Origin of the sequence: Paenibacillus sp. FSL R7-0302, from assembly GCF_038006885.1 — a bacterium.
Lineage (GTDB): Bacteria > Bacillota > Bacilli > Paenibacillales > Paenibacillaceae > Paenibacillus_AQ.
Genome location: NZ_JBBOWB010000001.1, coordinates 4,347,596 through 4,359,457, shown reverse-complemented (window position 1 = coordinate 4,359,457; position 11,862 = coordinate 4,347,596). Strand labels below are relative to the sequence as shown.

General features: G+C 44.6%; 13 protein-coding genes. All 13 read left to right on the top strand.

Features of this window, described 5'->3' with window-relative positions:
* Positions 1–3: 3 nt before the first annotated feature.
* The 13 genes from MKY96_RS18955 (at position 4) to MKY96_RS18895 (ending at position 11,850) form a co-directional block, all read left to right on the top strand.
* Positions 4–516, top strand: coding sequence for a hypothetical protein (locus tag MKY96_RS18955; RefSeq protein ID WP_340942358.1), 513 nt, complete (start codon positions 4–6; stop codon positions 514–516).
* An 11-nt stretch (positions 517–527) separates the two neighbouring features.
* Positions 528–1,022: a hypothetical protein gene (locus tag MKY96_RS18950; RefSeq protein ID WP_340942357.1), complete on the top strand. Its 495-nt coding sequence runs from the start codon at positions 528–530 to the stop codon at positions 1,020–1,022.
* Positions 1,023–1,045: 23 nt separating this feature from the next.
* Positions 1,046–1,573, top strand: a complete 528-nt coding sequence (locus tag MKY96_RS18945) for a hypothetical protein (RefSeq protein ID WP_340942356.1) — start codon at positions 1,046–1,048, stop codon at positions 1,571–1,573.
* Complete coding sequence (locus tag MKY96_RS18940) at positions 1,570–1,935, top strand: hypothetical protein (RefSeq protein WP_340942354.1); 366 nt, start codon at positions 1,570–1,572, stop codon at positions 1,933–1,935. Before MKY96_RS18945 ends, MKY96_RS18940 begins: the two co-directional genes overlap by 4 nt.
* 15 nt (positions 1,936–1,950) lie before the next feature.
* The gene (locus tag MKY96_RS18935) at positions 1,951–2,502 is read left to right on the top strand and encodes a hypothetical protein (RefSeq protein ID WP_340942353.1); all 552 of its coding nucleotides are present in this window, start codon (positions 1,951–1,953) and stop codon (positions 2,500–2,502) included.
* Positions 2,489–3,475 carry a hypothetical protein gene (locus tag MKY96_RS18930; protein ID WP_340942352.1) on the top strand — a complete coding sequence of 329 codons (987 nt, stop codon included), beginning with the start codon at positions 2,489–2,491 and terminating at the stop codon, positions 3,473–3,475. Before MKY96_RS18935 ends, MKY96_RS18930 begins: the two co-directional genes overlap by 14 nt.
* A gap of 15 nt (positions 3,476–3,490) precedes the next feature.
* Positions 3,491–3,655, top strand: a complete 165-nt coding sequence (locus MKY96_RS18925; RefSeq protein ID WP_340942351.1) for a hypothetical protein — start codon at positions 3,491–3,493, stop codon at positions 3,653–3,655.
* The gene (locus MKY96_RS18920; RefSeq protein WP_340942348.1) at positions 3,652–4,431 is read left to right on the top strand and encodes a hypothetical protein; all 780 of its coding nucleotides are present in this window, start codon (positions 3,652–3,654) and stop codon (positions 4,429–4,431) included. Before MKY96_RS18925 ends, MKY96_RS18920 begins: the two co-directional genes overlap by 4 nt.
* A gap of 66 nt (positions 4,432–4,497) precedes the next feature.
* Complete coding sequence (locus MKY96_RS18915) at positions 4,498–5,718, top strand: S-layer homology domain-containing protein (RefSeq protein WP_340942346.1); 1,221 nt, start codon at positions 4,498–4,500, stop codon at positions 5,716–5,718.
* A 19-nt stretch (positions 5,719–5,737) separates the two neighbouring features.
* Positions 5,738–9,118, top strand: a complete 3,381-nt coding sequence (locus tag MKY96_RS18910; RefSeq protein ID WP_340942343.1) for a DUF5704 domain-containing protein — start codon at positions 5,738–5,740, stop codon at positions 9,116–9,118.
* A 193-nt stretch (positions 9,119–9,311) separates the two neighbouring features.
* Positions 9,312–9,611: a WXG100 family type VII secretion target gene (locus tag MKY96_RS18905; protein WP_076079049.1), complete on the top strand. Its 300-nt coding sequence runs from the start codon at positions 9,312–9,314 to the stop codon at positions 9,609–9,611.
* Positions 9,612–9,720: 109 nt separating this feature from the next.
* Complete coding sequence (locus MKY96_RS18900; protein WP_340942340.1) at positions 9,721–11,496, top strand: deaminase domain-containing protein; 1,776 nt, start codon at positions 9,721–9,723, stop codon at positions 11,494–11,496.
* An 18-nt stretch (positions 11,497–11,514) separates the two neighbouring features.
* On the top strand, positions 11,515–11,850 hold the full coding sequence (locus MKY96_RS18895) for an Imm3 family immunity protein (protein ID WP_340942337.1): 336 nt from the start codon (positions 11,515–11,517) through the stop codon (positions 11,848–11,850).
* Positions 11,851–11,862: the final 12 nt, after the last annotated feature.

Below are 11,862 nucleotides of genomic sequence, written 5' to 3'. Positions count from 1 at the left end.
GGCATGGAGAATATAGCAAGCTTCTTGAAGACCACCATATCCATTCTGATTACACTAGCCATCATCTCAGCGGGGCTGTTCCTCTGGGGGAAGACACAGCCTGTAGTCGAGCTGGCCAACAGCCAGGCGGCCGCACAGGCCAGGGAGCTCTCAGAGCAGCAATATTCGGCCTTCGACAATCAGCTGGTCAGCGGATCACAGATTCTGACCGCTTATCGGCGGTATGAATCGGAGCAGAACTTCTGTCTATATGTGGAGCGGCCTTATGTCTATGGTCAGCCTGATTCTAATAGATACATTAGTATGAATCCAAGCGGAGACGGCTATTGCCGTGCGTTTGATTATTCGGCAGAAGCTTTTAAAGAAGGAACGGGGAATGATTATAACAAAGTCGATGATAAGGCGATTTCGGATGCTTCTAGCGGATTCTATATCAGTCCCCAGTCCAGGTTCAGGGCGACGCTAATCAAAGACCACAATGAGCGGATTGCCGCTATCTACTTCAGGGCTAAATAAAGGAGGGCACTATGGAAAATATCTCAACAGGACTCAAATGGGTAATCGGGATCATCGTTACCATTCTGATTATCGCAGCCGGAGTCAGCATCTATCTGATCATTAACAACTACTTCATCCGCGCCCAAGAGCAGACGCTGGCTCAGACCCAGATGATTAACCAGGCAGAGTTCAACAGCTACGATAACAAGGATGTCTCCGGCCAGGATGTAATTAATGCGGCGATGCGTTATAAAGGGCGTCCGCAGTTCGCGATAAAGATTTATACAGGGGAGAACCAGACTAAAGGATTTTATGCTGAGAATACGTATGGAGTTAATTATAAAGATTTGGATTCTGGAGTGGTGGAGTTGGATCAGACAGAAAGTGGAGACGTCAGAAGTGTTTCTGCAATGCTGGATATAAAAAATGATGATTGTAACGTGAATACGCTGGGACGCTTCCACGCTCAAGTATACAGAGACAAGAACCAAGAAGTCAGACTCATTGTGTTTAGACAGCCTTAAAATAACGTGAGAGGAGAGCAACTATGGAGAATATATCAACCGGACTTAAATGGGTGATTGGAATTATAGTAACTATTCTAATTGTTGCGGCGGGTGTAAGTATTTACCTGGTGATTAATAATTATTTCATCCGCGCCCAGGAGCAGACGCTGGCCCAGACCCAGATGATCAATCAGGCAGAGTTCAACAGCTATGATAATAAGGTGGTTTCCGGCCAGGATGTAATTAATGCAGCAATGAAGTTTAGAGGACGTCCGCAATTCTCCATTTTAATTAAAACCGGAGTGAATTTGGCGGGCTTCTACGCAGAGAATACTTATGCAACTTATTATGGTATTCCCGCAGTGTCAGAAGATAACCCCACTGCTAGTTTTAAGGAAAATTCTTCGGCAAAACCGCACAGTGTCTCAGAAATGCTGGATCAGAGTATAAAATTGGGAGATTCAGATAACTACAATGTAAATACGCTTTCACTATTTAAAGCCACCGTATTTAGAGATAAGAATGATGAGGTCAGATTAATCGAATTTGATCAAAATGAAGTTAAATGAAAAACGGGATCCAGTTCCTCCTAACCCTCTTTGCCTGGATTTTGTTCGCTATGGGCGGCTTTACGTTTCTGCGGCTGGAAGGGGAGAACTCTGCTGCTGAACTCCGGCAGCCGGAGCAGCGAACAGTGGCATCCGCGCTTTACACAGGGACAGGTGATTTGAAGCGGATAAGCGGAGAGCAAGTGCTGGGCATGATCCCTGCGGCGCTCGAGGGGGACTATATTTTATATATCGACGGCATGGTTATTAATGAAGCTACAGATCTCACAGCAATTGATTTACGCGGAGTGCCGGGGGCTGCTTATCAGTTAGAGGTTACCCGGACGGATGAGATGATTAAGCAAATCTCTGCCACCCGTTGAGAAAGGAGAGCCTGTATGGCAGATGCACTGAAAGGTGTAATTATCGTAATTCTACTGGCCTTCGTGTTCGGGGTGTATCCGGCATTCCGCCAATCTGAAGTTGTCGAGAGGAATACTAAGCTTGCAGCCAATGCAGCAGTAGTGGAATTCGTCGATACGGTTCGCAGTAAGGGGTATGTGGACGTAGGCGATTATGAGCTGTTCCTTCATTCGCTCGATGCTTCCTACGGTGTATTTGACGTCAAGCTGGAATATTACAAAAAGAATCTGCAGCCCTTATACGGTAACCCGGATGATTACTCCACATTCCAGAACAGCTTCAGTGTACGGTTCGATGGCTATTTCACCAAAGATATACTGAATGTCTTGTATCCGGCTTCAAGCGATTCCATTCCAGCGGATAATCCCCAGAAAAGATTCACTATGCATGTGGGCGACTTATTCAATGTCCGGCTGGAATCCGCAGGTACAACGCTGGCCTCACGGATGCGCTCTCTGCTGTTTCATAGTGAACTGATTCCGGTCAATTTGAAGTACGGGGGGATGGTACGTAGTGAAGCCCCTTAGTGTGGTGCTTATTTTTCTGATTCTGATCATCCCGCTGGTGCTTATGAATGACACGCGGGCGGAGCTTCAGTTATCCAATCAGGAGATGTATAAACGCTATTCGGATGACTTTCAGTCTGCGGTGGATGATGCGGGCGGCTATCTGGCACGGCTGGAGAAGCAGCCAACCACCACAGCGGTGCATTACGGGAGGGAACGGCAGCTGCAGATGGATCAGGATGTGCTCAGTGTATTTTACAGTAATCTGGCTATGAAGTTTGGACTGGAGAACAATCAGAGCGCAATCAATAATTTGAAAATACATATACCTGCACTGGTGATGTTCGGTTATAACGGCTACACCTTAGTGACTCTGGACGACACAGCCAGCTACAGCGGAGATAAAGAGTTGACACCTGTCAGTTGGCCTGAGCGGCCCTATTACTATAAGCTGAGGAACGGTAATTTGCTCTATTTTACCTTGGATGATCACGCACGGGTGTATGATACGGGCTCTAATGAATTCTATGAAGGTGAGTATGCAGCACTGACTGCGGAGACCAATCTTGACCCGCTTACTTCGATCGATAGATTTCGTGAGGTGAGGCAGAGTACGATCACTTCACTGGTGGAAAAGGATTTGGCCACAGCCATTAACAGGCATCTGGAATTGGTGAGACGGATGGGATTATCCGTGCAGTTCACCCTCCCGCGCGGCTTACACGAGCAGTCCATACAGGACACCGGTATTATGGCATTTATCCAGGGATATCCGCTTCCGGGCGGAGAGCTGCTGGATGCTTACTCTTTGGGCAGCGGGGCGGTCATGCAGCGGAAGGGTCTGGTCGGAACCCGGAATAATGCAGGCAGGCATATCGCTTACGGAGAGAGCTGCGTACCAGCCGGAGCTACTGTGATAGAAAGCCTATTTGACCCGGAGGAGGCTGTGCGGAAGGGGTATTTTATAGAGGATTGTTCGGTCTATATCCATTAGCAAAGGAGAAGTGAAATGAAATTATTCGGCATCAGTAAAAGCTTAATTATAGGAATGAGTGTAATGGTAGGCATGGCATTGACCATGGATACTGCGGGAGCTGAAGGAACGTCATCCCAGGCGGTAAGTGTGATTGTTGACGGGATCAAATCTCCGTTAGCGGCAGGATATCCGGGATGACGATGATTCCCCTAACGGTTGTCAGCGATCTTCTGGGTGCAGAAGTCGAAGTAGATGAATTGATTCAAAGTGTACATATTCATACGCCAGGCAAGGAACTTGGCAAGCTGGATGATTTCGGCAGAAAAATTCGTACAACAAACCTTCCTAAGAATTATAAGGACTACCCTTATATTCTGGAAGACATCCCAAATGAGATGTATGAGATGAAAAAAACAATAAATTACGTTGCCAAGGAAGCTGACACTGGGGCAAAATTGTATGCTACTAAAGAAGTGACAAGTGAAGGTATAGCAAAGGTCATAAACCGGATGATTATAGGATATAATCTGCGGTTAAATGTGGACTACAAGACGATCAATCCGGTGGAATTTGCGAGGGAAGTCTTTAAGTATGAGAATCAGTCCGTATCCGTTCGTGAGAATTATATAAGAGAATATGCTGAATGGGTGAAGAAGAACAGAATTCAGATTGAAGGGTCACTCGATCCGGAGCCTTCGGTCATGTATTATCCGGGAACCGGGGATTACCGTGTCCGGTCCAAGTTCCGGTTCAGAATTAATAGTTTTACAGAATATAAAGATTTGATGCTTGATGAGTATTTTTCGACCACACACTATATGAACAATGAGAGATTAAAAAAGGGAGTCTGGTATGAGGGCTACGCAGATATATCTGTGTCTACCAATTACTATAATGGGGACCCATTTGAGCACATCGCATTAGATGCATTTTCCAGTTTGTTTGAAAATTCTATTAAGTATGAAGTGAAGTGATGGAAGATTGGGTTAGATTAAGTTAGATTAAGTCTACATAAACATTGATTCGAGAGGGTGTTATCTATGAATAATAATCTAGTGAAAAGCATCAAAAAAATAATGCTGGTTCTCGTACTGCTGGCTACAGGCCTAGCTTCATTCTCAACCTCAGGAGTAAGGGCAGATTCTGTTCAATTTAGTGATATTCCGGCTAATCATTGGGCGAAAGGCGGGATTGACTCAGCAGTAAAAAAAGGCATTGTAGTTGGATATCCCAGCGGACAATTTATGCCGAACGCGAAAGTAAGCCGTGCAGAATTCATTAAGATGATCGTGACTGCAATTGGTCAAACTGTGGAGACGACGGAAGGTAAATGGTATGAAGGCTACGTTAATGCTGCGGAACAGGCGAAGCTGTACGTTAACAGTGATTTTGCTAATTCAGAACTGGAATGGAACGCGAAAATAACTCGCAAGGAGATGGCACGTATTGCTGCCCGTGCAACCGGATTAGAGACAAAAGAAGATGACAAGTGGATGTATCTGGCTGCGAAGACAGGCTTAATCTCTGGACTGGGCTCAGGCAAGCTTGGAGAAAAGGAAAATACAACTAGAGCCCAAGCAGTAGTTACTGTTGAGCGCGTACTGACTGTTAAAGGTGGAGGTAAGCTGCCTATAGATAAGTACGCCGTGGGAAGCGCAGAATTGGTCTGGCACAAAACGAATATTTTTACGGTAATGCCCGAGATTATGACAACTGGTGATCCTGTGAAGGATTTAACCGTGGCAGATCTTTGGAAAGAAGATAAGATGAAAATCACTTCTAAGGATGGTCTTTATAGCGCAGAAATTGATGAATTGATTGTAATAGACTTAGCTGACAAAAATGATCCGAATTTAGCTCAAATTCCTGATTTAGCTACTTTGAAATGGAAAAACACTTCTGATGGTACATCAGATGGAATGAGAATCCTCGGAAAATACATGAATAGTTACTTGCTCTATTCTAAAAGCCATGTGAACTTCAATAAAGATACTACAAGATATTCACCCTACAGTCATTATACAGTTTATTTTTCAGGTCTTGATAATTCTGATCGAATGGCCTTCGTCAATGGGGATTTAAATTCTCAAGCATTTGTATTTCAAAAAAAACCATTCGATTTACCAATAACTATAATACCCAAAAGTGGGTGGGTGAATAAGAGAGGCATATCTGTATCTATTGATGTCCCGTCCTATGCTGCTTACTATTCCTTACGAAATGAAATTATAAGAATTGCAGGCCCTAATCGTATTCAATAACAAGAGAGGTGGAGAAGCATTGATATTAAAACGATCAAAAATCATAACAATGATAAATATAGTATTCTTTATCCTCGTTATTTTTTTGATCTTGTTCCTACAATTCAAACCGGTACCAATGAATGCTGCGGGTACAGACGAGGTTTTGTTGCAAACAAAGGATCTGCAGTATCAGGCGAATAATGAAAATCTGAAACGTGCCTATCAATCCGTCTTCAATAATAATAAAGAATTAAAAACAGTTCCATTCACGCTTAATGTAGGGGCAGGTAAAATAATCACAAAGATTATATTGAAAAAAGATAATCAGATCTTACAGACAATTAGCGTAAATGCTCAATCGTATAATCAAACTTTAACATTGAATGGAGAACCCGTTGCAGTAAAATCTGTAGGAAATGTAGCAAATGGGAGCTGGTTTGCCTGGAATAGGAGTATTGCAGGGACATCCTGGGAACCAGGTCTAGGGGGGACTTGGCATTATGACACCCCAGAGAATAGTACTAAAGGTGTTGAAGTAATTGGGGGTATAGCAAGAGATAAATGGCCCGGAAAACGGATTATTATGGACAATGTCCCCTTTCAAAGAGATAAAGCCTTCTATAGTGTCGGTGCAGTAGATTATGGAAGTTTTGCTACTTCATTAATAGATAATGATTCTGATAGGCTAACAGCAGCTAACCCTATGCAGATTGGTACCAATGTTAAAATTGTCGATGACAAATTAATAGAAGGGCCTGGTGGCGTAAAAGGAAAAACTGATCCAAGCACCGTGATCAAAGATTACAAAGTAACAGATTTAGAGCATGGACTTGTAACCTATGGGCAAGATTTTGGCCATGAGGGATACAGAGTGAATATTGCCAGCAATGGCTCCTCGGCCATGATGTATTATTTCGCAAATTATGAATTTGATATCAAATCCTTTACTTATCGTTACCCTAATATCTTTGAAGTATATGTGAAGGAGGGTCCTGCAACATCGCCTACCCCTACCCCTGGGCCAACCCCTGGTAACTCGTCAGTAAATTGCACTGAACCTGTTCCAGCCTCAGTGATCCCGGGTGAGTATCTAGAACCTGGAGTGACTGCCGAGATCCGGGCGGATCAGCGCGGGAATGAGCAGTTTGATGTTCTGCAGGGTATTCCAAGCTCAGAAAGTTTGTATGGGCACACTTCTACCCGAGATTATCTGTATAAGAATAACTTTGTTCAGATGAAAGGAACATGTACTTATGAAATTAAAATCAAAAAAACATATACCTTAAAATGGGACCCGACTAAACCTGCTCCTTCCGGGACAGGGACTGTACCTGCTCCAACAAGTGAACCGAAGGAAGTTGAATACTCCTACAGCATCAATCGTCCGTACTCTTATTGGACGATTGATACTCTGGAAGTCTACTCTCTGGCCAAAGCGGTATTAATGAATGATGCTTTTTCCGGCGGGAAAATCATTTTGGAGCCTAATGGCTATACTGCTCCGGTTTTTTCAACGGAAACCACAGGCAAGTATTTTCCTCCTGAGGTTCCCCCCGCTATTTCTGTACCAGGCTCTACTGTGGATGGGGGGACTACCCGGCCGCAACCAAATGATGAAAAAGAAACATTCCGGTCAAAAGCCGAGGAAGCTGCAAAGAAAATCAAAGTGAAAAATGACAGTCTTATCTTCACCGGTCAAACAATAATGAATGGAAACGAAGCTGTTGAAGAGGGGATTCCGCCTACGACGATCCCGAACCCTCTGCCTATTGGGGACAATGTGTTATTTAGTCCAGGACACATCATTGAGCCCACTCATTTGAATGCTCCGTATCTTAGCAGTTCGGGGGAAGTAACCTACACTCCAATGAACGGGAATATTAAGGGCGGGACTGAGGATAAGGTATATTCCATTAGTGGCATTAACTCCGTGACAGTCCATACCCCAGTCGTCAATTACTCCCAGCTTCCTGATGACAACCGGCCGTTCGACCAGCGGATGGCGCCGGATATGACACGGACGGTGCTGATTCTGGACCGGCCCTTCACTGTATATTTTACGGAGAGCGGTCAGCATCTGGGGATTCCGGGGTATGGAAACCGGGACTACAGTAAATATACGAAGGACAAACGCATTCAATTTCCGTTCGGGGTGTTTCAGGGCAGTCAATACTATCCGGACAATACCTGGATATCCATCCCGGTGGGCACTCCCGCTATGACTTTTACCCTGCCGACCTGGGTGAATGAAGGGGACTATACGGTGCGTACTCAGTCCTGGGCGATTAATGCCCCGTCAGACGGTGAATATCTGTGTCAACAGAACCTGAATGGAGATCTTGTCAATTACTGTGCAGCGGAAAACTTCAATGTGGGTGTGGTGGGTCGGCTGTTTGATTTTAGAATCTGGGATATTGGAGATTTCCGGTTTGAAAAGGTATTTCGCACCGGAACAGGCACTCTTGCGCATAGTACTGCAATGTACTACACCGGCGGCAATGATGAGAACGGAATTCCCACAGCTTTGAGCGGACAGCCACAATGGCAGCTGCCGATCCGCAAGGGTTCTCATCCCACGGAGCAATTGACGGTACCGCATAACGGGTATTCCTTTCTGTTTGATTTTCGCACCATCGGGAATCTGTGGCAGCCGGGCGAGGGGATAAGGATTGAACCCAGCTTCTACTTCATCCCCAAGACTGGAGGTGCTGCGGCCCCTGTAGATCTGTACTATGACATTTCCGGGTCGAAGAATAAGATGATTGGGGTGGGCTCTGCTAAGGACAAGCTTAGCTATAGCCGTACTTACCGCCTGGCAGATGGCTTACGGAATATTGCGGATGGTGAGCTATCCACTTCAGCCAGCTACGAGTATAACTATATACTCACTCAGGAGGAGCGGGAGAAGAGGCCGTGGATCAAATTCTACCCGCAATATCTGAAGCGCAAAACTAACATTGGAGCAGGCTATAATCTCGAAGTGTTGTCCTATAAATCGCGTACCCTGGTGGGTCCAACGGACATCCCCGCAGTCGTAGATCCAATCACGGCTGTCCGCAGTGTTCAGCATTGGTATGGCGAGTATAACCTGCCCATTGCCCCATATATCCTGCCGAAAGGAACGAATCTGCTCAATCTTGCGAATCAATATGGGGGTTCACTGGACGGACATGAGCCAGAATTCATTACCGGCGGCTATATTCTTGTGAAGTTTGAAATCTACACCCTCAAGAACGGAGATGCAGATACGCGGATTCTGGGCTACAAGGCGCCGATTGCGAATATGTGGGCGATCGAGGGACAGATGACAGGCGCGACAGATGAACGAGGACAGACCTTTTACTTTTCATCCGGGGATATCATGCTCTTCGAATCGGATTTCTCGGTGCGTAATGACTATCTGGGGCAGGGTAGATAACATATTGAATTAAATTCCTTAGTAGTTAAAAATAATATTTAAAGGGATTATATATAAGATTATTGAGTCCATTGACCGATAATAATGGAAGAGCACACGGATGCTATATTAATGAATTTGGAATTTCTCATAGAGTTACAGGACTTTCCGGATTCATTTTTATATAAAACATTAATCAAAGGAGCGGTTAATTATGGCAAGCCCTAAAGTAACATTGGACTATGAAGGATTGAAGAAGCAGGCAAGCGTTATCCTGAAGCAAAAGGCGGATTTCGACACACTAATTAAAAACGTAAAAACTACCACGCAGAATCTCAATCAGGTGTGGGATGATGCTGCTGCTAAGAATTTTACGGAAAAGGTTAATGCCATGGACAAAACGTTCAAGCAATTCTCCGAAGCACTGAAGGGTTTGGGAGATCACATGAACAATGTATCCGATAAGTACAAAGAGCTGTCGCAGGCAGTCATTAAGGCACAATCCGGCTTCTAAAAGGTTTCGTTAATACCCATACTTCATGAGCTTTACTACATAAGAAGGCAATTAGCTATGCAGAACGCTGCATAGCTAATTTTATGAGCTGCAAGCGGGGAGGAAGCATATGGCTTCAGCAAAGCTTATATTCGATACCGATCAAGTCCGGCGACTGCAGACGAAAATAGGACAGGTGAGTCAAGATACGAACCGGCTGTATCTGCAGTTGAAAGGCCAGTCTAGCGGCTGGAGCGGTATTCCAGTGGGAGACCACCTGATGAAAGCCCAGGTGCTGATAAACGAATTAACCCTAGAAGCAGAGAAACTGGAGGATGTCATCCGAACTGCCCTCAAGGGAGTCGAAGGACTCCAGGCGGAGAACCAACTGAAGGCGGATCAGTTGACCCAACAGTTTAGTTTATTTGTAGGGATGCTTGGAAGGGATGGAGCACAAGAGGTGGGGGGACGGAGTTCAATCCCGCCTTTTGCGCAAAATGCGGCTACGAATCTAATCCGTTCGTTCGCTGTCCTGCCGGGACGGGATGAGCTGGATAGCGATCCTGCGGTGAAGCAGCTCCGGCTGACCATCCAAACCTCAGGGACGGGAAGCCTCGGAGCTATTGCTGCTGAGAGTAAGCTTAAGGATATCTTCACAGCGCGGGATCAGATTGCGCAGGCACAAATGGCTTTTAAAGTCTACGAGAGCTTTGGAAACAAGAGTCAGATGAATGCGGTGCATCTGAAGGCAGATGAAGCGCGCCAGACACTGGCTTCGCTGGGGATAGAAGAAGTGCATTATACAGCGAGTAAAGACCTGAGTATGTACTTCAAGCAACCTGCGCTTCAGGCATGTGACTATGATCCATCCATCTTAACAAGGAATGTGCCGCTGCCGAAGAATGAATCTTATCTGCTACTGCTGCGGATGGCCATGGAGCCTGGAGATAAAGGCGGGTGGGCGAAAGGGCAGTTGCAGGCTATTCATGCAGGAGGTATCATGCCAGACTTGACGAATTGGGAGAGCCAGCCGGCCAAAAAGGATTTTATAGATAAATACCTGGTGGATCCGCTCATTGAACTATTCACAGGAGAGAAACCGCAGCCCAAGACGCAACTGGAGCAAGTCCTCTCCGCCCAATTCTATGGTATGCAAATCGAGCAGCAATTCGTACTCAGTGATCTATCCAGCGAGTTCGAATCCGTCTTGCGTGGAGCAGCCAGTGCAGATCGGATTAGTGAAGTCTTCGGGACGGGAACCATTAATGTAAAGACCGGAATGCAAAAGAACAGACAAATAGAGCCTGACAGTGGAATAACTGGAAGCCCTTTTGGTAAGATAAAAGCGTTGGATGAGGCTGAAGGTATGGGCCCCGCGAAACCTTTGCTGGAGGATTTTGATCCTGGGGTTAGAGGGATGGGAGGAACGAGGAATTTTAATGACTTGCCTATTATCATAGAACGGGTTAAAGAGATAAGATCCCAACTACCTAGTAGTTTGAAGAAGTCAGGTAACTTTGGTTACGCAGAAGTTGATATTCAAGGGATAAACAGGAACGAATTCTTTGCCCATAGTTCAGTAAATCATACTTCAGATAAGGGTGTAATGCCAGGAATTTCATTGAAGCCTCAAGGTAAGGTTGAATTCAATGCAAAAAAGGTTGATCCTGATAATGTAAGAATTAATACACCTGAAGCATATTTAAGGGATTATGATACTGAATATAAAATACTGAATAACATTGCATCACTCCTGGGTGATAATAAGGATGCAACTGGTACTATCAACTTATTTACAGAACGTCTGACTTGTCAGAGTTGTTCTGATATAATATTGGAATTTAGAAGAAGATATCCAAACATAACAGTAAGTATTCTTACAAACGATGGGAAAGTCGTTAAATAGAAAAAGGACGGTGAACATATGAAAGAATGGAATTATACAGAACTTAGTGAATACATACGTGAAGTTTTTAATAATTCAATAAGTGATGGACTAAATACTCTCCAAGCAGGAGGGAGATGCTTGTATGAGTTATCCAATGTTATAGAGGAGGGAGAAGTTGAGAAAATTATATTTTATGTTTGCCTAGCAGATTTACAAATTGATAAAGGTGTAGTCTCACAACGAATCCTCGATGAAGTGAATAATATTATTAAGGATTTTAATATTGATAAATTCGCCAATGAGTTAGAGACGGAAGATATTGAGGATTTGAGCAGACTTGCTCATAAAGTGAAGGGTAAGCTATGTATTTAATTGATGCAAAAA

Coding starts and splice junctions, on each gene's coding strand:
- MKY96_RS18945 (WP_340942356.1), top strand. CDS start 1,046: ATGGAGAATATATCAACCGGACTTAAATGGGTGATTGGAATTATAGTA.
- MKY96_RS18940 (WP_340942354.1), top strand. CDS start 1,570: ATGAAAAACGGGATCCAGTTCCTCCTAACCCTCTTTGCCTGGATTTTG.
- MKY96_RS18895 (WP_340942337.1), top strand. CDS start 11,515: ATGAAAGAATGGAATTATACAGAACTTAGTGAATACATACGTGAAGTT.
- MKY96_RS18920 (WP_340942348.1), top strand. CDS start 3,652: ATGACGATGATTCCCCTAACGGTTGTCAGCGATCTTCTGGGTGCAGAA.
- MKY96_RS18915 (WP_340942346.1), top strand. CDS start 4,498: ATGAATAATAATCTAGTGAAAAGCATCAAAAAAATAATGCTGGTTCTC.
- MKY96_RS18955 (WP_340942358.1), top strand. CDS start 4: ATGGAGAATATAGCAAGCTTCTTGAAGACCACCATATCCATTCTGATT.
- MKY96_RS18900 (WP_340942340.1), top strand. CDS start 9,721: ATGGCTTCAGCAAAGCTTATATTCGATACCGATCAAGTCCGGCGACTG.
- MKY96_RS18925 (WP_340942351.1), top strand. CDS start 3,491: ATGAAATTATTCGGCATCAGTAAAAGCTTAATTATAGGAATGAGTGTA.
- MKY96_RS18950 (WP_340942357.1), top strand. CDS start 528: ATGGAAAATATCTCAACAGGACTCAAATGGGTAATCGGGATCATCGTT.
- MKY96_RS18935 (WP_340942353.1), top strand. CDS start 1,951: ATGGCAGATGCACTGAAAGGTGTAATTATCGTAATTCTACTGGCCTTC.
- MKY96_RS18905 (WP_076079049.1), top strand. CDS start 9,312: ATGGCAAGCCCTAAAGTAACATTGGACTATGAAGGATTGAAGAAGCAG.